This window comes from Mesorhizobium sp. 131-3-5 (assembly GCF_016756575.1).
GTDB lineage: Bacteria > Pseudomonadota > Alphaproteobacteria > Rhizobiales > Rhizobiaceae > Mesorhizobium > Mesorhizobium jarvisii.
Window position 1 is genome coordinate 3,440,559 of sequence record NZ_AP023254.1, and the last position, 25,873, is coordinate 3,466,431.

Annotated in this window: 28 protein-coding genes; 21 read left to right on the forward strand and 7 right to left on the reverse strand. The window is 63.4% G+C overall.

The features are described 5' to 3' along the window. Nucleotides 1–57: 57 nt before the first annotated feature. Complete coding sequence (locus tag JG747_RS16825; protein ID WP_202359640.1) at nucleotides 58–2,484, forward strand: GcvT family protein; 2,427 nt, start codon at nucleotides 58–60, stop codon at nucleotides 2,482–2,484. Nucleotides 2,485–2,506: 22 nt separating this feature from the next. Here JG747_RS16825 and JG747_RS16830 read toward each other — a convergent pair whose 3' ends face one another. Next, nucleotides 2,507–2,899: a DoxX family protein gene (locus JG747_RS16830; RefSeq protein ID WP_019859178.1), complete on the reverse strand. Its 393-nt coding sequence runs from the start codon at nucleotides 2,897–2,899 to the stop codon at nucleotides 2,507–2,509. A 200-nt stretch (nucleotides 2,900–3,099) separates the two neighbouring features. Here JG747_RS16830 and JG747_RS16835 point away from each other — a divergent pair, with 200 nt between their 5' ends. Further along, on the forward strand, nucleotides 3,100–3,588 hold the full coding sequence (locus tag JG747_RS16835) for a hypothetical protein (protein ID WP_080643765.1): 489 nt from the start codon (nucleotides 3,100–3,102) through the stop codon (nucleotides 3,586–3,588). Between the two features lie 76 nt (nucleotides 3,589–3,664). On the opposite strand, the gene JG747_RS16840 is transcribed toward JG747_RS16835, so the two are convergent. Then, a complete protein-coding gene (locus tag JG747_RS16840) occupies nucleotides 3,665–4,441 on the reverse strand; it encodes a VOC family protein (protein ID WP_202359641.1) in 777 nt (258 codons plus the stop codon). Between the two features lie 165 nt (nucleotides 4,442–4,606). Here JG747_RS16840 and JG747_RS16845 point away from each other — a divergent pair, with 165 nt between their 5' ends. From JG747_RS16845 to JG747_RS16875, 7 genes are all read left to right on the forward strand, one after another. Next, nucleotides 4,607–5,341 (forward strand): gamma-glutamylcyclotransferase, encoded by a 735-nt coding sequence (locus JG747_RS16845; protein ID WP_027047034.1) that lies wholly within the window; start codon nucleotides 4,607–4,609, stop codon nucleotides 5,339–5,341. Nucleotides 5,342–5,462: 121 nt separating this feature from the next. Then, complete coding sequence (locus tag JG747_RS16850) at nucleotides 5,463–6,818, forward strand: NAD(P)-dependent oxidoreductase (protein WP_019859174.1); 1,356 nt, start codon at nucleotides 5,463–5,465, stop codon at nucleotides 6,816–6,818. A 5-nt stretch (nucleotides 6,819–6,823) separates the two neighbouring features. Then, nucleotides 6,824–7,666 carry a class I SAM-dependent methyltransferase gene (locus tag JG747_RS16855; RefSeq protein ID WP_202359642.1) on the forward strand — a complete coding sequence of 281 codons (843 nt, stop codon included), beginning with the start codon at nucleotides 6,824–6,826 and terminating at the stop codon, nucleotides 7,664–7,666. 12 nt (nucleotides 7,667–7,678) lie between these two features. Next, on the forward strand, nucleotides 7,679–8,992 hold the full coding sequence (preA, locus tag JG747_RS16860) for an NAD-dependent dihydropyrimidine dehydrogenase subunit PreA (RefSeq protein WP_019859171.1): 1,314 nt from the start codon (nucleotides 7,679–7,681) through the stop codon (nucleotides 8,990–8,992). 110 nt (nucleotides 8,993–9,102) lie between these two features. Beyond that, the gene (locus JG747_RS16865; protein WP_010910321.1) at nucleotides 9,103–9,627 is read left to right on the forward strand and encodes an RrF2 family transcriptional regulator; all 525 of its coding nucleotides are present in this window, start codon (nucleotides 9,103–9,105) and stop codon (nucleotides 9,625–9,627) included. Nucleotides 9,628–9,638: 11 nt separating this feature from the next. After that, nucleotides 9,639–10,097, forward strand: coding sequence for a carboxymuconolactone decarboxylase family protein (locus JG747_RS16870; RefSeq protein WP_019859170.1), 459 nt, complete (start codon nucleotides 9,639–9,641; stop codon nucleotides 10,095–10,097). Between the two features lie 65 nt (nucleotides 10,098–10,162). After that, a complete protein-coding gene (locus JG747_RS16875; RefSeq protein WP_202359643.1) occupies nucleotides 10,163–10,540 on the forward strand; it encodes a DoxX family protein in 378 nt (125 codons plus the stop codon). A gap of 9 nt (nucleotides 10,541–10,549) precedes the next feature. Here the strand turns inward: JG747_RS16875 and JG747_RS16880 are convergent, their stop codons facing one another. Both JG747_RS16880 and JG747_RS16885 read right to left on the reverse strand, forming a co-directional pair. Continuing rightward, a complete protein-coding gene (locus tag JG747_RS16880) occupies nucleotides 10,550–11,272 on the reverse strand; it encodes an SDR family oxidoreductase (RefSeq protein ID WP_069092509.1) in 723 nt (240 codons plus the stop codon). Beyond that, nucleotides 11,269–12,108, reverse strand: coding sequence for an SDR family oxidoreductase (locus tag JG747_RS16885; protein WP_202359644.1), 840 nt, complete (start codon nucleotides 12,106–12,108; stop codon nucleotides 11,269–11,271). Before JG747_RS16885 ends, JG747_RS16880 begins: the two co-directional genes overlap by 4 nt. Nucleotides 12,109–12,212: 104 nt before the next feature. Here JG747_RS16885 and JG747_RS16890 point away from each other — a divergent pair, with 104 nt between their 5' ends. Continuing rightward, nucleotides 12,213–13,085 (forward strand): helix-turn-helix transcriptional regulator, encoded by an 873-nt coding sequence (locus JG747_RS16890; protein WP_019859164.1) that lies wholly within the window; start codon nucleotides 12,213–12,215, stop codon nucleotides 13,083–13,085. A gap of 15 nt (nucleotides 13,086–13,100) precedes the next feature. Here JG747_RS16890 and JG747_RS16895 read toward each other — a convergent pair whose 3' ends face one another. Further along, nucleotides 13,101–13,736 carry a TetR family transcriptional regulator C-terminal domain-containing protein gene (locus JG747_RS16895; RefSeq protein WP_019859163.1) on the reverse strand — a complete coding sequence of 212 codons (636 nt, stop codon included), beginning with the start codon at nucleotides 13,734–13,736 and terminating at the stop codon, nucleotides 13,101–13,103. A gap of 242 nt (nucleotides 13,737–13,978) precedes the next feature. Between JG747_RS16895 and JG747_RS16900 the strand changes: the two genes are divergently transcribed. The 5 genes from JG747_RS16900 to JG747_RS16920 all read left to right on the forward strand — a co-directional run bounded on the left by JG747_RS16900 (nucleotide 13,979) and on the right by JG747_RS16920 (nucleotide 18,929). Further along, the gene (locus tag JG747_RS16900) at nucleotides 13,979–15,307 is read left to right on the forward strand and encodes an aspartate aminotransferase family protein (protein WP_020628924.1); all 1,329 of its coding nucleotides are present in this window, start codon (nucleotides 13,979–13,981) and stop codon (nucleotides 15,305–15,307) included. 71 nt (nucleotides 15,308–15,378) lie between these two features. Continuing rightward, a complete protein-coding gene (locus tag JG747_RS16905; RefSeq protein ID WP_019859161.1) occupies nucleotides 15,379–16,629 on the forward strand; it encodes a Zn-dependent hydrolase in 1,251 nt (416 codons plus the stop codon). A 65-nt stretch (nucleotides 16,630–16,694) separates the two neighbouring features. Beyond that, nucleotides 16,695–18,146: a dihydropyrimidinase gene (hydA, locus tag JG747_RS16910; protein WP_202359645.1), complete on the forward strand. Its 1,452-nt coding sequence runs from the start codon at nucleotides 16,695–16,697 to the stop codon at nucleotides 18,144–18,146. 2 nt (nucleotides 18,147–18,148) lie between these two features. Then, a complete protein-coding gene (locus JG747_RS16915) occupies nucleotides 18,149–18,520 on the forward strand; it encodes a hypothetical protein (protein ID WP_202359646.1) in 372 nt (123 codons plus the stop codon). A gap of 25 nt (nucleotides 18,521–18,545) precedes the next feature. Further along, nucleotides 18,546–18,929 carry a hypothetical protein gene (locus tag JG747_RS16920; RefSeq protein ID WP_244420735.1) on the forward strand — a complete coding sequence of 128 codons (384 nt, stop codon included), beginning with the start codon at nucleotides 18,546–18,548 and terminating at the stop codon, nucleotides 18,927–18,929. Nucleotides 18,930–18,946: 17 nt separating this feature from the next. Here the strand turns inward: JG747_RS16920 and JG747_RS16925 are convergent, their stop codons facing one another. Next, on the reverse strand, nucleotides 18,947–19,351 hold the full coding sequence (locus JG747_RS16925; RefSeq protein ID WP_015317160.1) for a cupin domain-containing protein: 405 nt from the start codon (nucleotides 19,349–19,351) through the stop codon (nucleotides 18,947–18,949). A gap of 130 nt (nucleotides 19,352–19,481) precedes the next feature. Between JG747_RS16925 and JG747_RS16930 the strand changes: the two genes are divergently transcribed. The 4 genes from JG747_RS16930 to JG747_RS16945 are packed head-to-tail and all read left to right on the forward strand — an operon-like array spanning nucleotide 19,482 to nucleotide 23,329. Then, nucleotides 19,482–20,273, forward strand: a complete 792-nt coding sequence (locus tag JG747_RS16930) for an ABC transporter ATP-binding protein (RefSeq protein ID WP_069092505.1) — start codon at nucleotides 19,482–19,484, stop codon at nucleotides 20,271–20,273. Nucleotides 20,274–20,286: 13 nt separating this feature from the next. Further along, the gene (locus JG747_RS16935) at nucleotides 20,287–21,165 is read left to right on the forward strand and encodes an ABC transporter permease (protein WP_202359647.1); all 879 of its coding nucleotides are present in this window, start codon (nucleotides 20,287–20,289) and stop codon (nucleotides 21,163–21,165) included. After that, entirely contained in the window at nucleotides 21,162–22,316 is a 1,155-nt protein-coding gene (locus JG747_RS16940) for an ABC transporter permease (RefSeq protein ID WP_202359648.1), read from the forward strand. The genes JG747_RS16935 and JG747_RS16940 overlap by 4 nt, the downstream gene beginning before the upstream one ends. Before the next feature lie 41 nt (nucleotides 22,317–22,357). Beyond that, the gene (locus tag JG747_RS16945) at nucleotides 22,358–23,329 is read left to right on the forward strand and encodes an ABC transporter substrate-binding protein (protein WP_019859152.1); all 972 of its coding nucleotides are present in this window, start codon (nucleotides 22,358–22,360) and stop codon (nucleotides 23,327–23,329) included. A gap of 70 nt (nucleotides 23,330–23,399) precedes the next feature. On the opposite strand, the gene JG747_RS16950 is transcribed toward JG747_RS16945, so the two are convergent. Then, the gene (locus JG747_RS16950; protein WP_019859151.1) at nucleotides 23,400–23,858 is read right to left on the reverse strand and encodes an Lrp/AsnC family transcriptional regulator; all 459 of its coding nucleotides are present in this window, start codon (nucleotides 23,856–23,858) and stop codon (nucleotides 23,400–23,402) included. A gap of 123 nt (nucleotides 23,859–23,981) precedes the next feature. On the opposite strand from JG747_RS16950, the gene JG747_RS16955 reads away from it, so the two are divergent. Together JG747_RS16955 and JG747_RS16960 are read left to right on the forward strand one after the other, a co-directional pair. Beyond that, nucleotides 23,982–25,265 carry a cystathionine gamma-synthase family protein gene (locus JG747_RS16955; RefSeq protein WP_019859150.1) on the forward strand — a complete coding sequence of 428 codons (1,284 nt, stop codon included), beginning with the start codon at nucleotides 23,982–23,984 and terminating at the stop codon, nucleotides 25,263–25,265. A 161-nt stretch (nucleotides 25,266–25,426) separates the two neighbouring features. After that, nucleotides 25,427–25,870, forward strand: coding sequence for a CHRD domain-containing protein (locus JG747_RS16960; RefSeq protein WP_019859149.1), 444 nt, complete (start codon nucleotides 25,427–25,429; stop codon nucleotides 25,868–25,870). Nucleotides 25,871–25,873 lie beyond the last annotated feature (3 nt).

Here is a 25,873-nt window from a genome sequence, read left to right on the forward strand (position 1 = left end):
TACCTCCCATATCGATTCATCTCACCCATACAACTCACTGATATCAGAGAAAAATCCATGAAATCGCATGCAAAGGTCGTGGTCATTGGCGGCGGCGTCGTCGGGTGTTCCGTGCTGTTTCATCTCGCTCGCCATGGCTGGACCGACGTGGTGCTTCTGGAGCGCGACGAGCTGACATCAGGCTCGACCTGGCACGCGGCGGGCGGCATGCACACGATCAATGGCGACCCCAACGTCGCCAAGCTGCAGAAATACACGATCAGCCTCTACAAGGAGATCGAGGAACTGTCAGGCCAGGCGACCGGCGTGCACCTGACCGGCGGTGTGCTGCTCGCCGCGACCGAGGCACGGCTGGACTGGCTGCGCGGTGTCGTCGCCAAGGGCCGCTATCTCGGCATCGACCTGGAAGTGATCTCGGCGAAAGAGGCCGCCGAGCTGATGCCGCTGCTCGACCCCAAGCAGTTCGTTGGCGCCGTCCGCAACAAGGAGGATGGGCATCTCGATCCCTCCGGCGTCACCCATGCCTATGCCAAGGCCGCGCGGAAGCTTGGGGCGGAAGTAGAACGCTTCACCAAGGTCGAGGACATTGTGCGGCGGCCCGACGACCTATGGCGCGTCATCACCAACAAGGGCGAGGTGGTGGCCCAGCATGTCGTCAATGCCGGCGGCCTGTGGGCGCGCGAGGTCGGCCGCATGGTCGGGCTCGAATTGCCGGTGCTGGCCATGGAGCACATGTATCTGATCACCGAGGACATGCCGGAAGTCGCCGCCTGGAACGCCAAGACCGGCACCGAGATCATCCATGCGGTCGATTTCGATGGCGAGCTCTATCTGCGCCAGGAGCGCGGCGGCATGCTGATGGGCACCTACGAGAAAGCCAACAAGCCGTGGTCGGAATACCAGACGCCTTGGAATTTCGGCCATGAATTGCTGGCGCCCGACATCGACCGCATCGCGCCGTCGCTGGAGGTCGGGTTCCGGCATTTCCCGGCCTTCCAGAACACCGGCATCAAGCAGATCATCAACGGGCCCTTCACCTTCGCGCCCGACGGCAACCCGCTGGTCGGGCCGGTGCGCGGCCTACCGGGCTTCTGGGTCGCCTGCGGTGTCATGGCCGGCTTCAGCCAAGGCGGCGGCGTCGGGCTGGCGCTGTCCAACTGGATGATCGAAGGCGACCCTGGCGCCGATATCTGGGCCATGGATGTGGCGCGCTATGGCGACTGGGCGACGATGGCCTACACCAACGCCAAGGTGCGCGAAAACTATTCCCGGCGCTTTTCGATCCGGTTCCCCAATGAGGAGCTGCCCGCCGGACGGCCGCTCAAGACGACGCCGGTCTACGATCTGCTGTCGGCCACGGGCGCACAGTTTGGCGTCGCCTATGGGCTGGAAGTCCCGCTCTGGTACGCGCCGGAAGGCGTCAAGGACGAGTTCTCCTGGCGCCGTTCCAGCGATTTTTCCCATGTCGCCAGGGAAGTCGCGACGGTGCGCGACGGCGTCGGCCTCTCGGAGATTTCGAGCTTTGCCAAATATAAGGTTACGGGCGAGGGGGCGTCGGCCTGGCTCGACCGCCTGCTCGCCTGCAAATTGCCGAAACCCGGCCGCATGACGCTGGCGCCGATGCTGAAGGATGACGGCAGGCTGATCGGCGATTTCACGCTGGCCAATCTGGGCAGCGATGGCTGGTTCCTCGCCGGCTCCGGCATTGCCGAGCAGTACCATATGCGCTGGTTCGAGGCGCATCTGCCTGGCGACGGTTCGGTTCATATCGAGGCGCTGGGCGCGAAACTCACCGGCCTTGCCATTGCCGGCCCCAAGGCGCGGGAAGTGCTGGCCAAGGTCAGCCGCGCCGATGTCTCCAATGCGGCGTTTCCGTTCATGGCGGTGGCCAGGATGGATATCGGCATGGCGCCGTGCCTGGTCGGCCGCGTCAGTTACACCGGCGATCTCGGCTACGAGATCTGGGTGGCGCCGGAATATCAGCGCGCGGCTTATCATGCGCTGACGGCAGCGGGCGCGGAATTCGGTATCGGCCTGTTCGGCTCGCGCGCGCTAAATGCGCTGCGGCTGGAGAAGAACTATGGCTCATGGGGACGCGAATACCGTCCGATCTACGGGCCGCTCGAAGCCGGGCTCGACCGCTTCGTCGCCTATGGCAAGGAGGCTGATTTCATCGGCAAGGCGGCAGCGCTGGCCGAGCGCAAGCAAGGCGGCAAATTGCGGCTGCGCAGCTTCATTGTCGACGCCGACGATGCCGATGTCATCGGCGACGAACCGATCTGGTTCGGCGGCGCGGTGCGCGGCTGGGTGACGTCGGGCGGCTACGCCCATCATTCAAAGAAGTCGGTCGCCGTCGGCTATGTGCCGAAGGAGATCGCCGACGAGTGCGACGGCTTCGAGATCGAGTTGCTGGGCAAGCGCCATGCGGCGCGTATTCAGGCAGCCCCGCTGTTCGACGCGAATTTTGAGCGCATGCGGGGGTGAAGGTTCATCCCCAGCGGGGACATCAGGCCTCGCTGCGATTGTCCAGCGCAAAGGCGCCGGCGCCGGCGAAGACCAGATAGAGGAAGATGAAGCAGAAGGAGATTGCCGCGTCGCCGCTGTTGTTGACCGGGAAGAAGTCACGCGGCATGTGCGCCATGAAATAGGCGATCGCCATTTCGCCGGCCAGAAGGAACGCCACCGGGCGTGTGAACAGGCCGAGCGCCAGCAGGATGCCGCCGGCGAATTCGAGGATGCCGGCGGCTGTCGTCAACCCGGTGAGGGCGTGAGGCTGGGCGCTGACGGGGAAGTTGAACAGTTTCTGGCTGCCATGTTCGATGAACTGCAGCGCGGTCATGATGCGCAGCACGCCGAGTGCCTGCGGCAGGTATCTGGAGAGGCCTTCAAAAAGCTTCATCTGAACTCCTTTTCGCCCTCCCGGCCCGGCCATAGATCATGGTCCGACGATGGACCATTCACTTCCCATGGCGCGCCATCAACAATCGGTGATTGGAAATGTTCTCCGGTATGCCCTTTGATATCGTTCTCGTCAGGGTTGCATTTGTATCGCTATGGTTGTATTGATGTGGGCACTCTAAACCTGTGGGTTCTCTTGCCATGAAAAAACTCGTCGTCAGCCTATTCGCACTCCTTGCAGGCACCAGCTTGGCCATGGCCGAGGACGCCGGTTGCGAGGCCTTCAAATGGCCGGTGACGCGGGAACAGGCGCTGTTTGCCGCGGCGCCCGCAACGCCGGCTGGAGCGGAGCTGGCGGTGGGTGCCGCCGCGGATCTGGCATTGGTTCCGGCGGACAAAGCCGGTTTTACGCTGCCGCCCGAGCGCGCGCCGGCGGGGGGCACGTTCGGTGCCGTCGCCAGCGTGGAGGTGCCGGCCAGCGGAGCCATTCAGATCAGCCTGTCGGGCGAAGCCTGGATCGACGTCATCCAGGACGGCAAAGCCATCAAGTCGGCCGGCTACAGCGGTGTGAAAACCTGCCCCGGCATCCGCAAGAGCGTGCGCTTCAAGCTCGCGGCCGGACCGGCCATCGTTCAGTTCAGCGGGGCGAAAAAGGCCGAGCTGAAGGTTGCGGTGCTGACGCCGGAATAGAGCGGCAAATAGAGCAATACGGCCTTTCATCGGTGGTGAGATGAAAGGCCGCCGCTTCGTGCCGTCGAAGCTGCCGTCAGCGCACCGGCGCCATCAGCGCGAAATGCGCGCCCTGCAGATCCTGGCACTGCACGATCCAGCTGCCGCCGGGCACCTCCATCGGGCCCATCAAGATCTTGCCGCCATTGTCGGTGACGCGTCTTGCGGACGCGTCGATGCCGGTGACGTTGAAATAGAACTGCCAGACCGGGACGGGGATTTGCGCAGGCTTGTTCATGATGCCGCCGCCGGACTCGGGGCCGGCCGTAAACGTCTGGTAGATGCCCATCGGGCCCATGTCGAAATCACCGGCATTGGTCCAGCCGAACTGGCCGGAATAGAAGTCGAACGCGGCCTTCCAGTCGCTGGTGTAGAGCTCGTGCCAGCCGATATGGCCGGGTGTGCTGGCCGGCACGACGGGCTGGTCGGGGCCGTTGGGCTGCAGGAACATGAAGGTCGCGCCTTGCGGGTCGGCGACCACGGCGAAGCGGCCGACGCCCGGAATGTCGCTGGGTTCGCAGTGAACGCCGCCGCCGGCGGCTTTCAAGGATTTGGTCGAGGCGTCCACGTCGTTGGTATGGATGTAGCCCAGCCAGGCCGGCGGCGCTCCCATCTTCCTGACATCCTCGGGCATCGTCATCAGCCCGGCGACGCCACGCTCGCCGACATTCATGACGATGTAGCGCGGCATGCCGGGCGCTTTGTCGAAGGGCTGCGCCGTCCAGCCGACAACCTTGGTGTAAAAGGCCTCGGCGGCGTCGAGGTCGGAAGTCATCAGCTCGTACCAGAAGAAGGGCATTTGGGATTTCGGCATGGTCGGTCTCCTCACGGTTCAGCATCGATCGTTGTCCGATCCACCGCAGGACGATCCAGGATACGGGATTCCGACAACCGCCCGGACAATAATGCCTGCCCATGACATGCGTTCCCGGTTGCGTGCCCCGCGATTTTCGATTTCTCTACGGCAAAGGGGGTGTTCATGCGCCAGATGTCGCTCACGCCGGAGCTTGTCGCACTGTGCCACAGGGAAGAGGCCGATCCTGGCCCAGACTTGAGTTGGACGGAGCTGAAGGACGGGGATTTCCAGACCCTTGCATCGCGGCTGTCCGGCGAAGCGGATGAGGGGCCGCTGTGGGTGTTTGCCTACGGCTCGCTGATCTGGAAGCCGGAATTCGAATCGGTCGAGCAACGGCTCGCCACGGCCTTCGGCTGGCATCGCTCCTTCTGCCTCGACATGGTCCGCTGGCGCGGCAGTGCTGCGCAGCCGGGGCTGATGATGGCGCTCGAACGCGGCGGTCGCTGCAACGGCGTGATCTACCGATTACCGGAGGGTGAAAAGCCGGCGCAGATCGAAAGGCTGCTGCGCCGCGAGATCAGCGACCATGAGAGCGTCAGCTCGGTCAGGTGGCTGCCGGTGCATACGGCGCAAGGCGCGCTGCGGGCGCTGGGTTTCTGGGTCGGCGTGAAGGGCAGGGGAACGTCGCTCAGCCAGCCGCTGGACAGAGTGGCGAGCATATTGGCCAGGGCCTGCGGCCATATCGGTTCCGGCGCCGAATATCTCTACAACACGGTCAGCCATCTCGAAGCGTTCGGCATCCATGACCGAAATCTGTGGCGACTGCAGGAACTGGTGGCGGACGAGGTCCGGGCACTCCATGGCCGGCCGGTCGACGAGGGTAGCGCACCCAGGCAAGAGCAGCCGTCCACTGCATAACATGAGTAAAAAAATCATGTTTTTATCGAGCCTTTTCAGCAGCTTGTGCCAAAAATTGACCAATTGATAAAAAAATAAAACGTGCTAGCCTTCCCCAAAACGAAAACATGGGGAACTGACAATGCCAGAAGGCCAGTTCAAGGAAGGTATCGTCGGCGGCCGGCTTCCAGCCGAGCAGTATGCGGACAATTTTTCCGACCTGCATCCGCCGCTCGATCATCACGAGGCGTTGGTCGAATCCGACCGCTGCTATTTCTGCTACGACGCGCCGTGCATGAACGCGTGTCCGACCTCGATCGACATCCCGCTGTTCATCCGCCAGATCTCGACCGGCAATCCGATCGGTTCGGCCAAGACGATCTTCGACCAGAACATTTTGGGCGGCATGTGCGCCCGCGTCTGCCCGACCGAGACGCTTTGCGAAGAGGTCTGCGTGCGCGAGGTGGCCGAAGGCAAGCCGGTGCAGATCGGCCGCCTGCAACGCTACGCCACCGATGTCGCCATGGCCGAGAACAAGCAGTTCTATCCTCGCCCGGAGCCGACCGGAAAGACGGTTGCCGTGGTCGGCGCCGGCCCGGCCGGCCTTGCCGCCGCGCACCGGCTCGCCCGCCATGGCCATGACGTGACCATATTGGAGGCGCGGCCGAAGGCCGGCGGCCTCAACGAATACGGCATCGCCGCCTATAAGAGCGTCGACAATTTCGCCCAGGCCGAGGTCGATTATGTCACGGCGATCGGCGGCATTGACATCCAGAACGGCAAGGCGCTCGGCCGCGACTACCAGCTCTCCGACCTGATCCGCAATTATGACGCGGTGTTCCTCGGCATGGGGCTTGGCGGCGTCAACGCGCTGCGCGCCGATGGCGAGGATGCCGCCGGCGTCACCAATGCGGTAGAGTTTATCGCCGAGCTGCGCCAGGCCGGCGATCTCGCCAGCCTGCCTGTCGGCCGCCGCGTCGTCGTCATCGGCGGCGGCATGACGGCGATCGACGCCGCCGTGCAGTCGAAGCTGCTCGGCGCCGAGGAGGTGACGATCTGCTACCGTCGCGGCCAGGAGCATATGAACGCCTCCGGGTTCGAGCAGGACCTGGCCGCCGCCAACGGCGTCACCATACGCCATTGGCTGCAGCCGAAGCGGGTGATCGCTGACGCCGGCCAAGTGTCGGGCATCGAACTCGAATACACGGCATTGAAGGGCGACAAGCTTGCCGGTACCGGCGAGACGCTGACGCTCGTCGCCGACCAGGTGTTCAAGGCGATCGGCCAGAGCTTTGTCCCGGCCGCGCTCAACGGCAGCGAGGCCTCGATCGAGCTCGAAGCCGGGCGTATAAAGGTCGATGGGGAAGGGCGCACCTCGCTGGCGAAAGTCTGGGCCGGCGGCGACTGCATCTTTGGCGGTGACGACCTGACCGTTTCGGCCGTGGCGCAAGGGCGCGATGCGGCGGAAAGCATACACAGGAGTCTGACGCAGGGATAAGCATCATGGCCACGGTGGAACCGGGCATCGCCCGTCACTACGACATAGCGGGTCTCGAGCAGCGCATCCTTGCCGCGCTCGCCGATACGGGCGTGGACGTTGCCCATCTGCGTGCCGGCGATCTCGAAGCGGTCGACGAATTCCACATTGGCGGTATCGCCGCCACAAGGGAACTCATCGGGCAGATGGGGCTGAAACCAGGAGCCATGCTGCTCGATATTGGTTCCGGCGTGGGCGGTCCCGCCCGTTTTGCCGCCAACGAAGCCGGGGCCGATGTCACCGGCATCGATCTCACGCAAAGTTATGTCGATATCGCGACCAGCCTGTCGAAGCGCACTGAAATGGCCGACAGGACGCACTTCGTGCAAGGCAGCGCGCTGGACATGCCGTTCGCCGATGCCGACTTCGACGCGGCCATGATCCTGCATGTCGGCATGAACCTTCCCGACAAGAAAAAGCTGATGGGCGAGGCCGCGCGTGTGCTAAAGCCGGGCGGCGTCTTCGCCGTCTACGACGTGATGCGGCTCAAGGACGGCGCGCTGACCTATCCGCTGCCATGGGCTTCGGACGAGAGCATGTCCTTCGTTGCCACGCCCGACGACTATCGCTCGGCTGCCACGGCTTCCGGCTTCTCCGTCGTCGCCGAGCGGCGGCGCGGTGCTTTCGCCGTCGAATTCTTCGCCGCGACGCGTGCCCGGATGGCCGCCGCGCAAGCGGAAGGCAAGAAGCCGCCGCCCGGCGTCGGCCTCGTCATGGGCGAAGACGCCCATACCAAGATCGCCAATGTCACCGCCGCGCTTGAAGGCGGTATTCTCGCACCCGTTGAACTGCTTCTTCGTCTCGGCTGAAAGGGACCTGTCATGGCAGACCTCCGCAACAATTTCGTCGGCATCAAATCGCCAAATCCGTTCTGGCTGGCCTCGGCGCCGCCGACCGACAAGGCCTACAATGTCATCCGCGCCTTCAAGGCAGGCTGGGGCGGCGTGGTGTGGAAGACGCTGGGCGAGGAAGGCCCGCCGGTCGTCAACGTCAACGGCCCGCGATATGGCGCGATATGGGGCGCCGACCGGCGCCTGCTCGGCCTCAACAACATCGAGCTGATCACTGATCGTGACCTTCAGACCAATCTGCGCGAGATGAAGCAGGTCAAGATGGACTGGCCCGATCGGGCGCTGATCGCTTCGATCATGGTGCCTTGCGAAGAGGCAAGCTGGAAAGCCATCCTGCCGCTGGTCGAGGAGACCGGCGCCGACGGCATCGAGCTCAATTTCGGCTGCCCGCACGGCATGTCGGAACGCGGCATGGGTGCCGCCGTCGGCCAGGTGCCGGAATATATCGAAATGGTGGTGCGCTGGTGCAAGCAGTATACGCGCATGCCCGTCATCACCAAGCTGACGCCCAACATCACCGATATCCGCAAGCCCGCGCGTGCGGCGCATGCCGGCGGCACCGACGCGGTGTCGCTGATCAACACCATCAATTCGATCACCGGTGTCGACCTCGACAGCTTCGCGCCGATGCCGACCATCGACGGCAAAGGCTCGCATGGCGGCTATTGCGGCCCAGCGGTGAAGCCGATCGCCATGAACATGGTGGCCGAAATCGCGCGTGATCCGGAGACACACGGCCTGCCGATCTCGGGCATTGGCGGCATCACCACCTGGCGCGACGCGGCCGAATTCCTGGCGCTCGGCGCAGGCAATGTGCAGGTGTGCACGGCGGCGATGACCTACGGCTTCAAGATCGTGCAGGAGATGATCGCGGGTCTCGAAAACTGGATGGACGAGAAGGGCCACCGCTCGCTCGACGACATTATCGGCCGCGCCACGCCCAACGTCACCGACTGGCAGTATCTCAACCTCAACTATGTCGCCAAGGCGCATATCGACCAGGACGCCTGCATCAAATGCGGCCGCTGCCACATCGCCTGCGAGGACACTTCGCACCAGGCGATCACCAGCATGGTCGATGGCGTGAGGCATTTCGAGGTGATCGAGGCCGAATGCGTCGGCTGCAATCTGTGCGTCAATGTCTGCCCGGTCGAGAACTGCATCACCATGGAGCCGCTGGCCGCCGGCGTCATGGACCAGCGCACCGGCAAGCCGGTGTCGCCGATCTACGCCAACTGGACGACGCATCCGAACAACCCGATGGCCAAGGTGGCCGCGGAGTAGGGGGCGGCATTCAACAAAAAAGCGGCGCCTTCGGGCGCCGTTTTTCACTTTCCTATTGCAGATAAGAAATATCCACGATAAAAGATGTCCACGAAAGGGAGATCGGCATCATGAAGCTGGGCGAGGGCGTTGAGGCGGCCATCCACTGCACCGCCACGCTGGCGAGCGTCGAGGGCAACAGCACCATGCCGGGCGCTGCTCTCGCTGAGTGTTTCGGCCTGTCGGCGAGCTATCTGCTAAAGCATCTCAACATGCTGACCGCCGCGAGCATCCTGGAATCGGTGCCGGGGCCGGCGGGTGGCTATCGGCTGGCGCGGGCGGCCGAACGCATCACTCTGCTCGATATCGTGCTGGCCATAGAAGGGCGCGAACCGGCATTCCGCTGCGGTGAGATCCGCCGCAACGGTCCGGTCAAGATCGATGCCTCGGCCTATGTCAAACCCTGCGGCATCAATGCCGCGATGCTCAAGGCCGAGCGCGCCTATCGGGCAGCGCTTGCTGAAGTGAAGCTGTCCGACATCGTGGCGGATTACGCGGCAGAAGGCGATCCGCGATCCTTTGCCGCCAGCTGCGCTTTCGTGGCGCGCCACCAGCGGCCGCAGAAATCCAGTTCAACCCCTCAAAAGCAAATGTGAAAGGACATTAGATGAAACAGAGGATGCAATTCTTCGCCAAGGCGCCGGAGATCATGAAAGCGGTGTCGGCGCTGAACAAGGCGGTCGACGAATGCGGGCTGGAGGTCAGCCTGTTGCATCTGATCAAGCTCAGGGCCTCGCAGATCAACGGCTGTTCCTTCTGCGTCGAAATGCACAGCCGCGAGGCGCGGCGCGACGGCGAAACCGAGCAGCGGCTCTATCTCGTCGCGGCCTGGAAGGAATCGCCGCTGTTTTCCGAACGCGAGCGCGCCGCTTTCGCCTGGACCGAGGCGGTGACCCTGATCGCCAACAATGGTGTGTCGGATGAGCTCTATGCCCGCACGCTTGAGCATTTCTCGGAAGAGGAGTTGGTCAAGCTGTCGGTGGCGCTCGGCATGATCAACACCTGGAATCGGCTCTGCGTCCCGTTCCAGGCCATTCATCCGATGCCGGCCGCCAAGGCCGCCTGATCTTATCGCTATTGGAGCGCCGTCGAGGAGACGGCGCTCCCCATTGTTTTCAAAGGGAGTGTTTTATGCCTGCCGATTTGCCATCGACCTTGTTGTTTCTGGGCCGCCTGCTGCTTGGCGGCGCCTTCGTCTTCGCCGGCCTGCGCAACATCCAGAACGCGGTCTTCCTGTCCGGGCTGATGGCGGCGCGCGGCGTGCCGCAAGCGCGATTGGCGCTGTGGGCCGGCATTGTGCTCCAGATCATCGCCGGTCTCCTGGTGATGGCCGGCCTGTGGACGGCAACCGCCTGCGCGGTGCTGGTGCTGTTCCTGATTGCCGCCACGCCGATGTTCCACAATTTCTGGGACCACCAAGGCCCGGACCGCGCGGCGCGCATCAACGGCTTCGTCGGCAATGTCGCGCTGGGCGGCGGTTTCCTGGCGTTGATCGCTCAGTCGCTTTAGGGGCAGGAGTCAGGCCGCGAACCGCAACCCACCATCGCAGGTCAGCACCTGGCCGGTCATGAAGCCGTTGGAGACGAGGAAGGCTATCGCCGAGGCGACATCCTCGGCGCGGCCGATGCGGCCGACCGGCGTCTTGCCGGCATATTCAGCAAAGACCGCCTGCCGCTGGTCGTCGGGCAGAAAATCCCACCACGGCGTGTCGATGACGCCGGGCGCCACGACGTTGACGCGCAGGGGCTTCAGCTCGACCGCCAGGATCGGCGCCACGGTCAAGAGCATGCCGTTTATCGCGCCGATACCCGCGATGCCGGGCATTGTGGCCTGAGCCGACACCGCAGATATGAAGGTCACCGATCCAGATCTGTTAAGCGTCGGCAATGCCGCCTGCAGGCAGGACAGTTGCGGCCGCACCTTCTCTTCGACGCCGCTGCCGATATCGGCAAGGTCAAGCGTCTCGAACGGGCCAAGGCCCTTGCCGCCGCTGGCCGCCAGGACGAGGTGGTCGAACGGGCCGAGGCGCTCGAAGAACTGGTGGACCTCATGCGGTTTCGACGCATCGAACGCAGCCTTGTCGGCGGCGCCGCCGAGGCTCTTCCAGGCGCTGATAAGCTTGTCCTGGTTGCGCCCTGTGATGGTCACCTTCATGCCCGGGCCGAGCAGTTTTCGCGCGGTCGCCAGGCCGATGCCGGACGAGCCGCCGATAATGACTGTGTGTTCCGTTCTGTCGCTCATGAATTCAGGTCCTTCGATTTTGATGAGGCCGGGCCGATAAGGTCGAGGCTCAGCTTTCGCAATTGTTGCCGTGCCCTGGCGTCGTAAGCCTGGGCATCGGCGCGGGTTTCGCGCAGTCCGTCGAAATAGAGGCCGCTGCGGCCTGCGAGCGCGGGTGAGGCGGCAAGGTTGACGATGGCTTCGGCGCCGGTCTCGACCGAACTCCATGGCGTCACGCCGGCCTGCCGGACCATGGTGGTGTTCATGTAGCTCGCCGGATGCAGCGCGTTGACGGTGACGCCGGTGCCTTTCAGCTGTTCCGCCAGATCGACGGTGAACAGGATTTGCGCCAGCTTGCTCTGGCAATAGGCGCGTACGCCGCTATAGCCGTGGGTGAGCATCACGTCGCCGAAATCGATCGCCTGCTGGCCGGCCGAGGCGACGTTGACGATGCGCGCCGGAGCGCTGGCCTTCAGCAGCGGCAGAAGCTCCGAGGTCAACAGGAAGCCGGCAAGATAGTTGACGGCGAAACGCAATTCGTAGCCATCGGCGCTGACCTGCCGCTTGGCGCCTGCCGTGCCGATGCCGGCATTGTTGATGAGGATATCGAGGCGGTTCGTTCGGGCACGTACCGCCTCGGCGAGGTGGCGAATTTCGGCCAGCGAAGCAAGGTCGGCGGCGAGGAACTCGGCCTTGCCGCCGGCCGATTCGATCTCGGCGACCGCTGCCTTGCCGCGCGCCGCAACGCGGCCATGCACCAGCACCCGGGCGCCGTCGGCACCCAGCCTTTGCGCGACGACGCGGCCGACGCCGTCGGTCGAGCCGGTGATGAGGATTGTCTTGTCTTTCAGGTCCATGTCCAGAGCCTCCTGTCTGCTGCTCTGAAGGCAAGATGGGACGTCTGGCCGATCTCAAACAGTTCAAACTTTATCCTGGTATCAATACTGCTATAGTACGCGTCATGGATGCTCCGTCTCATTCCGCTGAAGACAGCCGCCGGCGCGAGCTTGGGGCTTTCCTGCGCTCGCGCCGCGAAAGGCTGACACCCTCGGCGACCGGCATCTCGACTGGTCTCAGGCGCCGCACGCCAGGCTTGCGCCGCGAAGAGGTGGCGATGATCGCCGGTGTCGGCACCACCTGGTACACTTGGCTGGAACAGGGCAGGGACGTGCGGCCTTCGGTGGAGGTGCTGACGGCGCTTAGCGGTGCGCTGCGCCTCGATGCCGTCGAGAAGCGGCACCTGTTCATCCTTGCCGGGCGTCAGCAGCCGGAGCGCCGCGTCGCCGCGCCGGAGAAGGCCGATGGTCCCTTGCTGCACATGTTGCAAAGCCTCGTCCTGCAACCCGCCTACGTCGTTGGTCGGCGCTGGGACGTACTCGCCTGGAACAGGGCGGCCGTCGCGGTGTTCGGCGACTACGGCCTGCTGGAGGGTGACGCTCGCAATATCGTCCACATGGTGTTCACCAGCCCGCACCACCGCCGTCTGCTGGTCGACTGGGAAGAACTCGCCCGCGTGGTGCTCGCGTCGTTTCGCGCGGAAAGCGCCAAATATGTCGGTGATCCCGATTTCGACCGGCTGATCGCGCTGATGATGCGCTCGAGCCCCGAGTTCCGTGACTGGTGGCCTCTGCGGGACGTGGCGCGAAGACTGACGGGTGTGAAGCATGTGCGGCACCCCATTGCGGGTGCGATGACATTCGAGCACATGAGCCTGTCGATCGACGATGGTTCTGACATGAGGCTGATCGTCTACACGCCGCTCGCCGAGCAGAACTCGATCGTCAAGCTGCAGTCCTTGCTGGACGCGCTCCCCGCCGAGCGGCGTAGCGCCTGAGCCGTCGTGGCGGAGTCAGCCCTTCGGCTTCAGCCCCTCAAGAAACAACTGCTCCAGGAACCTTGCCGCGTCCTCGAAGCGGCCGTCGCCGCCACGGTTCGGCCCGAGCACAGCGCGCACCTGGACGTCGAAATCGGCGTAGTGCTGCGTCGTTGCCCAGATCGAGAAGATCAGGTGCCAGGGATCGGTCTTCGCGATCTTGCCGGCGCGCATCCAACCCTTGATGACGGCGGCTTTCTCATCGACCAGCGTTTTCAATTCGCCCGCCAGCAGCGGCATGATGCGCGGCGCGCCTTGCAGGATTTCGTTGGCGAACAGCCGGCTCTCGCGCGGGAAATCGCGCGCCATTTCGAGCTTGCGCCTTATGTAGCTCCTGAGTTCGGTCATCGGATCGCCGATGTCGTCGAGCTCGCGCAGCGGCGCCAGCCAGGTATCCAGCAGGCGCTGCATCAGCGTCTCGTGAATGTCCTCCTTGCGACGGAAGTAATAGAGCAGGTTGGGCTTCGACATGCCCGCCGCCTCGGCGATCTGGTCGATGGTCGACCCGCGGAAGCCATGGGTGGAGAACACTTCGAGCGCGGCCTCCAGGATGAGTTCGCGCTTTTCCTGCTGGATGCGCGTGCGGCGAGGGGCTTCCGTGCCGGTGTTCACCGTTGCGAACCCTCATGTTGCCAAATCTCGCATTCAAGGTCATCTGGACCAATTCTCTGGACCAGTTTTTCCCTAGGCTGTGGAACGCACTTCAGGAGCCGCATTTCCGCTAGTAATCCCTTGACCGCCGACAGGGCGGTGCTAACGTTTGTCCAATCGGTCAAAAATTTGCGTAGCATGAAAATGGCGCAAGGACCAAGCGTTGGACGCACCGAAACAGGTTACAAGGGGAAGTCTTGGTCATGTCCAACCGGCTGAAAGTCACGCCGAACGATCTCAGTGCATTCTGGATGCCGTTCACGGCAAACCGGCAGTTCAAGCAGGCGCCACGCATGTTCGTGTCCGCCAAGGACATGCATTACACGACCAGCGATGGCCGCAAGGTGCTCGACGGCACCGCCGGTCTGTGGTGCGTCAATGCTGGCCACTGCCGGCCGAAGATCACCGAGGCGATCCAGCACCAGGCCGCCGAACTCGATTACGCGCCAGCCTTCCAGATGGGTCATCCGATCGTGTTCGAGCTGGCCAACCGCCTGGTCGACATCGCGCCCAAGGGCATGGACCATGTCTTCTTCACCAATTCCGGTTCGGAATCGGTCGAAACGGCGCTGAAGATGGCGATTGCCTATCACCGCATGAAGGGCGAGGGCGCGCGTACCCGTCTCATCGGCCGCGAGCGCGGCTATCACGGCGTCAATTTCGGCGGCATCTCGGTCGGCGGGATCGTCTCCAACCGCAAGATGTTCGGCACGCTGCTCGGCGGCGTCGACCACATGCCGCACACGCATCTGCCGGAAAAGAACGCCTTCTCGAAGGGCGTGCCGGAATATGGCGCGGAGCTCGCCAACGAACTGGAGCGCATCGTTGCCCTGCATGACGCCTCGACCATCGCCGCCGTCATCGTCGAGCCGGTCGCCGGCTCCACCGGCGTCATCCTGCCGCCCAAGGGCTATCTGCAGAAGCTGCGCGAAATCTGCACCAAGCACGGCATCCTTTTGATCTTCGACGAGGTCATCACCGGTTTCGGCCGTCTCGGCGCGCCGTTCGCGGCCGACTATTTCGGCGTCACGCCCGACATCATGACCACCGCCAAGGGCGTCTCCAACGGCGTCATCCCGATGGGCGCGGTGTTCGTGAAGAAGGAAATCCACGACGCCTTCATGACCGGCCCCGAGCACATGATCGAGTTCTTCCACGGCTACACCTATTCGGGCAATCCGATTGCCTGCGCCGCGGCCCTGGGTACGCTCGACACCTACAAGGAAGAGGGCCTGCTCACCCGTGGTGAAGAACTGGCGCCCTATTGGGAAGACGCGCTGCACTCGCTGAAGGGCGAGCCGCATGTCATCGACATCAGGAACATCGGCCTGATCGGCGCGATCGAGCTGGCGCCGATCGCCGGCAGCCCGACCAAGCGTGCCTTCTCGGCCTTCGTCAAGGCGTTCGAGCGCGGCGCGCTGATCCGCACCACCGGCGACATCATCGCGCTGTCGCCGCCGCTGATCATCACCAAGGGCCAGATCAACGAACTGATCGACCATGTGCGTGAAGTGCTGAGGTCGATCGACTAAACTTGCTTTTACCTGGGCGGGTGGCGATGGGAACCGCCACCCGCCCAGATCTTGAAATGGAAGGACTTTGAATGGCCGCACCCGGCGAGAATCTGCGAATCAATTCAGACCGTTTGTGGGATTCGATAATGGAGATGGCGAAGATCGGCCCCGGCATTGCCGGCGGCAACAATCGCCAGACCGTGACCGACGAGGACGGCGAGGGCCGGCATCTGTTCAAGCGCTGGTGCGATGCCGCCGGGCTCGAAATGGGTGTCGACGAGATGGGCACGATGTTTGCCCGCCGCGAAGGCACCGACCCCAGCCTGCCGCCGGTTTACGTCGGCAGCCATCTCGATACGCAGCCGACCGGCGGCAAATATGATGGCGTGCTCGGCGTGCTTGGCGGCCTGGAGATCGTGCGCTCGCTCAACGATCTCGGCATCAAGACCAAACATCCGATCGTCGTCACCAACTGGACCAACGAGGAAGGCGCGCGCTTCGCACCGGCGATGATGGCGTCGGGCGTGTTCGCCGGTGTGCTCGACCAGGCCGACGTCTATGGGCACACGGACAAGAACGGCAAGAAATTCGGCGAGGAGCTGGAGCGCATCGGCTGGAAGGGCACCGAGAAGGTCGGCGATCGCAAGATCCACGCCTTCTTCGAACTGCATATCGAGCAGGGGCCGATCCTCGAGGACGAGGACATCGACATCGGCGTCGTCACCCATGGCCAGGGCCTGAAATGGCTGCAGGTGACGCTGACCGGCAAGGAAGCCCATACCGGCTCGACGCCGATGCCCAAGCGCCGCAATGCCGGGCTCGGCATGGCCCGCGTGATCGAGCTGGTGCACGAGATCGCCATGGACTACCAGCCCGACGCCGTCGGGGCGGTTGGCCATATGGAAGCCTATCCCAATTCGCGCAACATCATCGCTGGCCGCACCGTCTTCACCATAGACATCCGCTCGCCCGAGAAGGAAGTGCTCGACGCCATGGATGCGCGCGTCCGCGAAGGCATCGACACGATCTGTGAGGCGCTCGACATCCAGTACAAGGTTGAGCAAGTCGGCCATTTCGATCCCGTCACCTTTGATGCCGGCTGCGTCAAGGCCATCCGCGATGCCGCCGACCGGCTTGGCTATACGCACCGCAACATCGTCTCGGGCGCCGGCCACGACGCCTGCTGGATCAACCGCGTCGCGCCGACCGCAATGGTTATGTGTCCTTGTGTCGATGGGTTGAGCCACAACGAAGCCGAGGAGATCACCAAGGAATGGGCCGGCGCCGGCGCCGACGTGCTGTTCCACGCGGTGGTGGAGACCGCCGTCATCGTGGAGTGAAGTTAGCCATCTAGATTCCAAACGACGCTCGCAAAGAAGCGCGAAGAGAACAAGGGAACAAGACAATGACCAAAGTCATCAAGAACGGCACCGTCGTCACCGCCGACCGCAGCTGGAAGGCCGACGTGCTGTTCAGCCACGGCAAGATCGTCGCCATCGGTTCGGACCTGCATGGCGACCATGAGTATGACGCCACCGGTTGCTATGTCATGCCGGGCGGCATCGACCCGCACACGCATCTCGAAATGCCGTTCATGGGCACCTATTCGGCCGACGATTTCGAATCCGGCACGCGGGCCGCCCTTGCCGGCGGCACGACGATGGTGGTCGATTTCTGCCTGCCGGCGCCGCAGCAGTCGCTGCTGGAGGCCCTGCAGATGTGGGACAACAAGACCTCCAAGGCTGCCTGCGACTATTCCTTCCACATGGCCATCACCTGGTGGGGCAAGCAGGTGTTCGACGAGATGGCGACCGTCGTCGACAAAGGCATCACCTCGTTCAAGCACTTCATGGCCTACAAGGGCGCGCTGATGGTGGATGACGACGAGATGTATGCGTCGTTCCAGCGCTGCGCCGAACTTGGCGCGCTGCCGCTGGTGCATGCCGAGAATGGCGACGTGGTCGCGGCCCTGTCGCAGAAGCTGCTGGCCGCGGGCAACAACGGTCCGGAAGGTCACGCCTATTCGCGACCGCCCGAAGTGGAGGGCGAGGCGACCAATCGCGCCATCATGATTGCTGACATGGCCGGCGTGCCGCTCTATGTCGTGCATGTCTCGTGCGAGCAGGCGCATGAGGCCATTCGGCGGGCGCGGCAGAAAGGCATGCGGGTGTTCGGCGAACCGCTGGTCCAGCATCTGACGCTGGACGAGACGGAGTATTTCAACAAGGACTGGGACCATGCGGCGCGCCGGGTGATGAGCCCGCCCTTCCGCAACAAATTGCACCAGGATTCGCTGTGGGCCGGCCTGCAGGCTGGGTCGCTGCAGGTGGTGGCGACCGACCATTGCGCCTTCACCACCAAGCAGAAGCGCTTCGGCGTCGGCGATTTCACCAAGATCCCCAACGGCACAGGCGGCCTCGAGGACCGTCTGCCCGTGCTGTGGACCAAGGGCGTCAACACCGGGCGGCTGACGATGAACGAGTTCGTCGCGGTGACCTCGACCAACATCGCCAAGATCCTCAACATGTATCCGAAGAAGGGCGCTATCGTCGAAGGCGCCGACGCCGACATCATCGTCTGGGATCCGAAGCGCAAGAAAACCATCACCTCGAAGAAGCAGCAGTCGGTGATCGACTACAACGTCTTCGAAGGCGTCGAGGTGACCGGCCTGCCGCGCTTCGTGTTCTCGCGCGGCGAATTGTCGATCGAGGAGGCCGAGGTGAAGGCAAAGCTCGGCCACGGCCAGTTCGTCGGCCGCGAGCCGAACGCCGCGGTCAACCGGGCGCTGTCGACGTGGAAAGAGATCACCGCCCCGCGCAAGGTGGAGCGCACAGGCATCCCGGCGACGGGAGTTTAGGCTTGGCGCGTTCGGCCGCGCTCATCTCGATGGTCTTGGCGGCAGCTGCCGGTGGCCCGGCGACCGCGGTTGGCGTGCTGGCAGGCTCCTGGGGCAATGATGTCGGCTGTGCCGGCATCAAGGCCGGTTATCAGAACAGTGATGCCTACATCCTGCTGACCGCGGAAGGCATCGAGACCTATGGCAGCGGTTGCCGGTTCGAGCAGCAATTGACCCCAATGCCGGGTCCGCAATCGCTGCGTTCTACGTGTTCCGCCGAAGGCGAGGCGGGAACGACGATCGAAACAATTGTGGTCACCAACAAGGGTGCGGATGGCTTCTTCGTCACCATTCCCGGCCTTGAGGAACTGGGGCCGCTGCAATCATGTTCGTGATGTTGTGAGCATTGGGAGTTGGGGGATGAGCATGCGCGGTTTCGGTTTGTCTGTTGCGATGACGCTTGTGCTGGCGGCGGGACAGGCTTCCGCGGCAAGCATTGATCTGTCGAAACCCTATGGCGACAAATATGGCTGCATCAACCGCAACGGCCAGGAAGTCGCCGCCGATCAGATGCTGCTTTTGACCGACAAGGAATTGATTACCGCCGCCAGCGCCTGCACGTTCACGAAGACGCAAGCGCAGGCTGACGGATCGCTGGTGGTGACAGCGACATGCGAGGCGGAAGGCGAAGAGGGACAGGCGCCGACCAATTTCACCATCAAGCGCAGTGCCAAGAACGCCAAGAAGCTGACGATCGCCGATGCGGACGGCAATGTGATGGGGGAAGTCTCGCGGTGCAAATGACGGCGATCCCGTCGACCTCAGGCGACCAGCGCATCCAGTTCCGGCAGCAGGACGACGCTTTCCTGTTCGTTGGGGTCGGTGCGCGCAATGACGGCCGAGGACGGAGCGTTGCTCAGATTGGCCGGCAGATGCGGCACGCCGGCCGGAATGTAGAAGAGGTCGCCGGCCTTGACGACGATGTGGTGCTCGAGCCGGTCGCCATACCAGGTATGGACCTCGCCGGAGAGCACGTAGATCGCCGTTTCATGGTTCTCGTGCAGATGCGCCTTGGCGCGGGCGCCGGGCGGCATGGTGAGCACATGCATGCAGATGCCGGAGGAGCCGACCGACTCCGTGGCGATGCCGGCGAAATAGGTCAATCCCTGCTTGCCTTCATAAGTGCTTTCAGGGCGGATAAGATGACAAGTGGGTTTGGGCGACATCGGGGAACTCCGGGCGTCGATTTGCATGGAACAGGGCCAATGGGACAGGGCGAGTGGAAAACAACATCGCGATAAAAGCAATCGGATTCCTGCCGGCGCCCCTTTGGCGGGAACAGGCAGGCAGCAGCCGATGACAGGGATTTCGCCAGCCGTCGTCGCGGCAAGCAAACTTGGCCTCACCTTCCAGACCAATGACGGCCCCGTCCAGGCACTGTCCAATGTCGATCTGACCATCGGCAAGGGGGAGTTCGTCTCCTTCATCGGACCGTCCGGCTGCGGCAAGACCACGCTGCTGCGCGTCATCGCCGATCTGGAGAAGCCGACCTCGGGCACGATCTCGGTCAACGGCATGACCGCGGAGCAGGCACGCGAGAAACGCGCCTATGGCTATGTCTTCCAGGCCGCCGCGCTGTTTCCGTGGCGCACCATCGAGCGCAATGTCGCCCTGCCGCTGGAGATCATGGGCCTGTCGAAGGCCGAGCAGGCGGAGCGCATCAAGCGCACGCTCGACCTCGTCAACCTCGCGGGCTTCGAGAAGAAATACCCCTGGCAGCTTTCCGGCGGCATGCAGCAGCGCGCCTCGATCGCCCGAGCGCTGGCCTTCGACGCCGATCTGCTGTTGATGGACGAACCGTTCGGCGCGCTGGACGAGATCGTTCGCGACCACCTCAACGAGCAATTGCTGCAGTTGTGGGCGCGCACCAACAAGACCATCTGCTTCGTCACCCACTCGATTCCGGAAGCCGTGTATCTGTCGACGCGCATCGTCGTCATGTCGCCGCGCCCTGGCCGGGTCAGCGACATCATTGAATCGACGCTGCCCAAGGAGCGGCCGCTCGATATCCGCGAGACGCCCGAGTTCCTGGCGATCGCCGCGCGCGTGCGCGATGGTTTGAGGGCAGGGCACAGCTATGATGATTGAGGCGAAGCGCTAGATGGATAGCTTCCGCGACAAGCTCGTCCCCGTGACCTCGATCCTCGCCGGCGTGGTCGTGCTCTGGTACGTCTTCGCCGTCATCCTCAACGCGCCGTTCCAGCGCGATCTCGACACCCGGGCCAACGAAACGCCCGGCACCGTCGAGTTCATCGGCAAGACACTGGCGCAGCCGAAGCCGACGCTGCCGGCGCCGCATCAGGTGGCGGTGAACTTCTTCGAGAACACATTTCTGCGGCCCGTCACCTCTAGCCGCAGCCTCGTCTACAATGCGTGGGTGACGCTGTCGTCGACGCTGCTCGGCTTTGCCTTCGGCACGGCGCTCGGCATCATCATCGCCGTCGGCATCGTGCATGTGGCGACGCTCGACCGCAGCCTGATGCCGTGGATCATCGCCTCGCAGACGATTCCGATCCTGGCGGTGGCGCCGATGATCATTGTGGTGTTGGCGGCGATCGGCGTCACCGGGCTGATCCCGAAGGCGATGATCTCGACCTATCTGTCGTTCTTCCCGGTGACGGTTGGCATGGTGAAGGGGCTGCGCTCGCCCGAAATCATGCATCTCGACCTGATGCATACCTACAATGCCAGCCGCGCGCAGACCTTCTGGAAGCTGCGCGTGCCGGCCTCGGTACCGTTCCTGTTCACCTCTATGAAGGTGGCGGTGGCCGCGAGCCTGGTCGGCGCCATCGTCGGCGAACTGCCGACAGGTGCGGTCGCCGGCATCGGTGCCAAGCTGCTCGCCGGCGCCTATTACAGCCAGTCCATCGACATTTGGTCGGCTCTGGTCGCGGGTTCCATCGTGGCGGCACTGCTGGTCATGGTGGTCGGTATTGCCGGGCGCATCGTCGATCGCGCTATGGGCGGGAGGCCGGCATGAACTGGCTGAAACCCTCCTGGCAAGCCGTGCTGGCGATCGTGCTGTGCGTGATCGCAACCGCGCTCGGCGCGATGTCGAAGCCGGAAGCGGCAGCGCTCGCGGACCCGACCGCCAGCATCAACTATCCCTATCTCGGAACCAAGGGCTTGATGCTCGGCCTGGTGATCGTGGCGGCACTGGTCTCGATGGTCAGGATTCCATCGCTTGCGGAGGCCGTCGTGCTGTTCGTCGGCGCCCATTTCGTTGCCTGGCTGCTGATCTCGGGCATTGCGGGGTTCGAAGGCACGGCATTGGCACCGTACTTCCTGCTGCTCACGGCCGCCTGGCTGCTTGGCTGGCGCTGCGTGGCGGTGCTGTCGGGGCTTCGCCCGATGGCGGGCTCGGCCCGCAACGCGCTGCGCCTGATCATCCCCGCCATCTTCGGAGCCTGGATCCTGATCATCTGGGAAGCGGTGACGCGCGGCGCCGGCATTCCCTTCATCCTGTTGCCGCCGCCAAGCGCCATCGGCGCGCGCATTGCCGGTTCGCTGCCGGTGCTCGGCGCCGATGTGCGGCAGACCATCTTCAAGGCGGTGATCTTCGGCTATGTCGTCGGCAGCGGCGCCGGCTTCATCACCGCCATCCTCGCCGACCGCGTGCCTTTCCTGCGGCGTGGGCTTTTGCCGATCGGCAACATGGTCTCGGCGCTGCCGATCATCGGCGTGGCGCCCATCATGGTCATGTGGTTCGGCTTCGACTGGCAGTCCAAGGCGGCGGTCGTCATCATCATGACGTTCTTCCCGATGCTGGTGAACACCGTCGCCGGGCTCGCCGCATCAGGTCATATGGAGCGCGACCTGATGCGCACCTATGCATCGGGCTACTGGCCGACACTGATCAAGCTCAGGCTGCCGGCAGCCGCCCCCTTCATCTTCAACGCGCTGAAGATCAACTCGACGCTGGCGCTGATCGGCGCCATCGTCGCCGAGTTCTTCGGCACGCCCGTCGTCGGCATGGGCTTCCGCATCTCGACCGAGGTCGGGCGGATGAACATCGACATGGTCTGGGCCGAAATCGCAGTTGCAGCACTTGCGGGTTCGGTCTTTTATGGCGTGGTCGCTCTTGTCGAAAGAGCCGTCACGTTTTGGCATCCCTCTGTCCGTGGTGGATAGGGGCGGTGGGTTTAAGGGTGCTAACTTCAGAGGGTAAAAACATGAAAAGACTTGTCATTCCAGTTCTGGCCGGCGCGATGTCGCTCGCCGCCTTCCAGGCAATGGCCGCCGACAAGGTGACGTTGCAGCTGAAATGGGTCACGCAGGCCCAGTTTGCCGGCTACTATGTCGCCAAGGCCAAGGGTTTCTATGAAGCAGAAGGCCTCGACGTCGACATCAAGCCCGGCGGTCCCGACATCGCCCCCGAGCAGGTGATCGCCGGTGGCGGCGCCGATGTCATCGTCGACTGGATGGGCGGCGCGCTCGCCGCGCGCGAAAAGGGCGTGCCGCTGGTCAACATCGCCCAGCCGTTCAAGAAGGCCGGCATGGAACTGGTCTGCCCGAAGGACGGCCCGATCAAGACCGAAGCCGATTTCAAGGGGCATACGCTGGGCGTCTGGTTCTTCGGCAACGAATATCCGTTCTACGCCTGGATGAACAAGCTTGGCCTCAAGACCGATGGCGGCAAGGACGGTGTCACCGTGCTCAAGCAGAGCTTTGACGTGCAGCCGCTGATCCAGAAGCAGGCCGATTGCATCTCGGTCATGACCTACAACGAGTACTGGCAGCTGATCGACGCCGGCTACAAGCCGGAACAGCTCACCGTGTTCAACTACTCGGCGATGGGCAACGACCTGCTCGAGGACGGGCTCTATGCGTCGGAAGACAAGCTCAAGGATCCGGCCTTCGCCGACAAGATGGTGCGTTTCGTGCGCGCCTCGATGAAGGGCTGGAAATACGCCGTCGACAACAATGACGAAGCGGCAGGCATCGTCATGGATGGCGGCGGCCAGGACGAGAACCACCAGAAACGCATGATGAGCGAAGTCGCCAAGCTGATCGACAATGCCGACGGCAAGCTCGATCCGGCGACCTATGAGCGCACCGCCAAGGCGCTGCTCGACCAGAAGATCATCACCAAGGAGCCGAAAGGCGCCTACACCACCGCGATCACCGACAAGGCGATCAAGTAACCCTACCGGAGCGTGATCCCGAAAAGATCATGCTCAAACGACAAGATGGAGCGGCGCCCCTGGCCAGATGTCAGAGGCGCCGTTCCTTTATGGTGTTCATGACGAAGCTGGTCTCGATCGAGGCGACGCATTTCAGTCGTGCGATCTTCTCCTTGATGAAGCGCTCGTATTGTTCGAGGCTTCCGGTCACCACTTTCAGCACATAGTCGCGCGAACCGGTGACGAGGTGGCACTCCAGCACCTCTTCCCAGCCGCGGATCGCGTCCTCGAACATGACGATCTCGTCCTCGTTCTGCCGGCTGAGCCGGATTGTGGCGATGGCGACCATGCTCCAGCCGAAGGCGGCGGGATCGACCAGCGTGGTGTAACCCTTGATCACACCCGTCTCCTCCAGCCGCCGCACGCGCCTGAGACAAGGTGACGGCGACAGGCCGATGCGCTCGGCGAGCTCGTTGTTGGTGATGCGGGCGTCATCACGCAGTTCGCGCAGAATCCTGAGGTCAAAATCGTCGGCTATCTTCTGCTGCATTTTTTATCACTCGGGGCAATTTCTTGCCGGCAAGCAGCCATGTACGGCCGAAAATAGCAAGGACTGGCCGATCTAGATCGCATAAATTGCGGCGGGATATCTCTCAAAAAAGCAGGAAAAGCCATGACCGCGCCACGCCCGTCGAAAACCCATATCGGCAACCACAAGCTCCATCCGGAGACGCTGATGCTGAGCTATGGCTTCGATCCGCAGCTTTCGGAAGGCGCGGTCAAGCCGCCAGTGTTCCTGACCTCGACCTTCGTGTTCAAATCGGCGGAAGAGGGGCGCGACTTCTTCGACTACACGTCCGGCCGCAAGGAACCGCCGAGCGGCACGGCATCGGGTCTCGTCTATTCGCGCTTCAACCATCCCAACAGCGAGATCGTCGAGGACCGGCTGGCGATCTATGAGGGCACGGACGCCTGCATCCTGTTTTCGTCCGGCATGTCGGCGATCGCAACGACACTCCTGGCCTATGCCCGTCCGGGCGACGTCATCCTGCATTCGCAGCCGCTCTATGGCGGCACCGAGACGCTGCTGACGCGCACGCTGTCCGGCTTCGGCATCGGCGCTGTCGGCTTCGCCGACGGTGTCGACGAGAAGGCGGTTCGGGCAGCCGCCGATGCCGCGGTGGCGAAGGGGCGCGTTTCCGTCATCCTGATCGAGACGCCGTCGAACCCGACCAACAGCCTGGTCGATATCGCGCTGATGCGGACGATCGCTGATGAGATTGGTGCGGGCCAAGGGTCAACACCGATCATCGTCTGCGACAACACGCTGCTCGGCCCGGTGTTCCAGCGGCCGATCGAGCACGGCGCCGATGTCTCCGTCTATTCGCTGACCAAATATGTCGGGGGCCATTCCGACCTCATCGCGGGCGCGGCCATGGGCAGCAAGGCCGTCACCAAGCCGATCAAGGCGCTGCGCGGCGCGATCGGCACGCAGCTCGACCCGCATTCCTGCTGGATGCTCGGCCGTTCGCTGGAGACGCTGTCGATCCGCATGGAGCGGGCCAACGACAATGCGCGCCTGGTCGCCGAATTCCTGCGCGATCATGCCAAGGTCGAGAAGGTGCATTATCTGCCGTTCCTGGGCGAGGATACGCCGGCGGGGCGCGCCTATGTGAGGCAATGCAGCGGCGCCGGCTCGACATTCTCCTTCGACATCAAAGGCGGAGAGAAGGCGGCTTTCGCATTTCTCAACGCGCTGCAGATCTTCAAGCTGGCGGTAAGTCTCGGCGGCACAGAGTCGCTCGCCAGCCATCCGGCGGCCATGACCCATTCCGGCATTCCATTCGACGTGCGCCAGCGCATCGGGGTGCTGGAGACCACGGTCAGGCTGTCGATCGGTGTCGAGCATCCGGACGATCTGATCGCGGACCTGACGCAGGCGCTGGCGTCGGCCTGAAGCTTGCTCTTTGGAAACTACAAAGGGGCGAGCGATCGTCCCCTTTGCTTTTCCTGGTAACAAAAACGTGTGCGGGGAAACATTGCGCGCTCCAGCCGTTGCGTTGAAGCATGCGCGCGTCGGGGGACGTGACCCATGCGACAGCCAATCGGAGGTTTTTCATGCGCACATATTCTTTCCTGCCGGTGCTTTCGGCTCTTGCCGTTTCGACCGCCTTCCTGCTCGCTTCGCCAGCAATGGCCGAGGTGGTGAAGTACAAGGCAACGCTCGATGGCGGCCAGCAGAACCCGCCCGTCACCACCAAGGGCAAAGGCACCGCCACGCTCACCTTCGACACCACCAAGAAGAAACTCAGCTGGAACGTCAAATATTCCGGCCTCAGCGGACCGGCGACGGCAGCGCATATTCACGGCCCGGCGGCGATGGGTGCGAATGCCGCTCCGGTCATCCCGTTCAAAGGCAAGCTCAAGAGCCCGATCAAGGGGTCGGCAACGCTGACGGATGCGCAGGCCGCCGACCTGGCGGCCGGCAATTATTATGTCAATGTCCATACCGCCGCCAACAAGGACGGCGAGATCCGCGGCCAGATCGAGGCGGCGAAATAACGG

Excerpts from the sequence above, each read along its gene's own strand:
- JG747_RS16845 (WP_027047034.1), top strand. The coding sequence starts at position 4,607 with ATGCGCCAGATGTCGCTCACGCCGGAGCTTGTCGCACTGTGCCACAGG.
- JG747_RS16890 (WP_019859164.1), top strand. The coding sequence starts at position 12,213 with ATGGATGCTCCGTCTCATTCCGCTGAAGACAGCCGCCGGCGCGAGCTT.
- JG747_RS16855 (WP_202359642.1), top strand. The coding sequence starts at position 6,824 with ATGGCCACGGTGGAACCGGGCATCGCCCGTCACTACGACATAGCGGGT.
- JG747_RS16950 (WP_019859151.1), bottom strand. The coding sequence starts at position 23,858 with ATGCAGCAGAAGATAGCCGACGATTTTGACCTCAGGATTCTGCGCGAA.
- JG747_RS16835 (WP_080643765.1), top strand. The coding sequence starts at position 3,100 with ATGAAAAAACTCGTCGTCAGCCTATTCGCACTCCTTGCAGGCACCAGC.
- JG747_RS16905 (WP_019859161.1), top strand. The coding sequence starts at position 15,379 with ATGGCCGCACCCGGCGAGAATCTGCGAATCAATTCAGACCGTTTGTGG.
- JG747_RS16940 (WP_202359648.1), top strand. The coding sequence starts at position 21,162 with ATGAACTGGCTGAAACCCTCCTGGCAAGCCGTGCTGGCGATCGTGCTG.
- JG747_RS16885 (WP_202359644.1), bottom strand. The coding sequence starts at position 12,108 with ATGGACCTGAAAGACAAGACAATCCTCATCACCGGCTCGACCGACGGC.
- JG747_RS16825 (WP_202359640.1), top strand. The coding sequence starts at position 58 with ATGAAATCGCATGCAAAGGTCGTGGTCATTGGCGGCGGCGTCGTCGGG.
- JG747_RS16840 (WP_202359641.1), bottom strand. The coding sequence starts at position 4,441 with ATGCCGAAATCCCAAATGCCCTTCTTCTGGTACGAGCTGATGACTTCC.
- hydA (WP_202359645.1), top strand. The coding sequence starts at position 16,695 with ATGACCAAAGTCATCAAGAACGGCACCGTCGTCACCGCCGACCGCAGC.
- JG747_RS16930 (WP_069092505.1), top strand. The coding sequence starts at position 19,482 with ATGACAGGGATTTCGCCAGCCGTCGTCGCGGCAAGCAAACTTGGCCTC.
- JG747_RS16925 (WP_015317160.1), bottom strand. The coding sequence starts at position 19,351 with ATGTCGCCCAAACCCACTTGTCATCTTATCCGCCCTGAAAGCACTTAT.
- JG747_RS16945 (WP_019859152.1), top strand. The coding sequence starts at position 22,358 with ATGAAAAGACTTGTCATTCCAGTTCTGGCCGGCGCGATGTCGCTCGCC.
- JG747_RS16865 (WP_010910321.1), top strand. The coding sequence starts at position 9,103 with ATGAAGCTGGGCGAGGGCGTTGAGGCGGCCATCCACTGCACCGCCACG.
- JG747_RS16935 (WP_202359647.1), top strand. The coding sequence starts at position 20,287 with ATGGATAGCTTCCGCGACAAGCTCGTCCCCGTGACCTCGATCCTCGCC.
- JG747_RS16875 (WP_202359643.1), top strand. The coding sequence starts at position 10,163 with ATGCCTGCCGATTTGCCATCGACCTTGTTGTTTCTGGGCCGCCTGCTG.
- JG747_RS16830 (WP_019859178.1), bottom strand. The coding sequence starts at position 2,899 with ATGAAGCTTTTTGAAGGCCTCTCCAGATACCTGCCGCAGGCACTCGGC.
- JG747_RS16920 (WP_244420735.1), top strand. The coding sequence starts at position 18,546 with ATGAGCATGCGCGGTTTCGGTTTGTCTGTTGCGATGACGCTTGTGCTG.
- JG747_RS16900 (WP_020628924.1), top strand. The coding sequence starts at position 13,979 with ATGTCCAACCGGCTGAAAGTCACGCCGAACGATCTCAGTGCATTCTGG.
- JG747_RS16880 (WP_069092509.1), bottom strand. The coding sequence starts at position 11,272 with ATGAGCGACAGAACGGAACACACAGTCATTATCGGCGGCTCGTCCGGC.
- JG747_RS16955 (WP_019859150.1), top strand. The coding sequence starts at position 23,982 with ATGACCGCGCCACGCCCGTCGAAAACCCATATCGGCAACCACAAGCTC.
- JG747_RS16960 (WP_019859149.1), top strand. The coding sequence starts at position 25,427 with ATGCGCACATATTCTTTCCTGCCGGTGCTTTCGGCTCTTGCCGTTTCG.
- preA (WP_019859171.1), top strand. The coding sequence starts at position 7,679 with ATGGCAGACCTCCGCAACAATTTCGTCGGCATCAAATCGCCAAATCCG.
- JG747_RS16850 (WP_019859174.1), top strand. The coding sequence starts at position 5,463 with ATGCCAGAAGGCCAGTTCAAGGAAGGTATCGTCGGCGGCCGGCTTCCA.
- JG747_RS16870 (WP_019859170.1), top strand. The coding sequence starts at position 9,639 with ATGAAACAGAGGATGCAATTCTTCGCCAAGGCGCCGGAGATCATGAAA.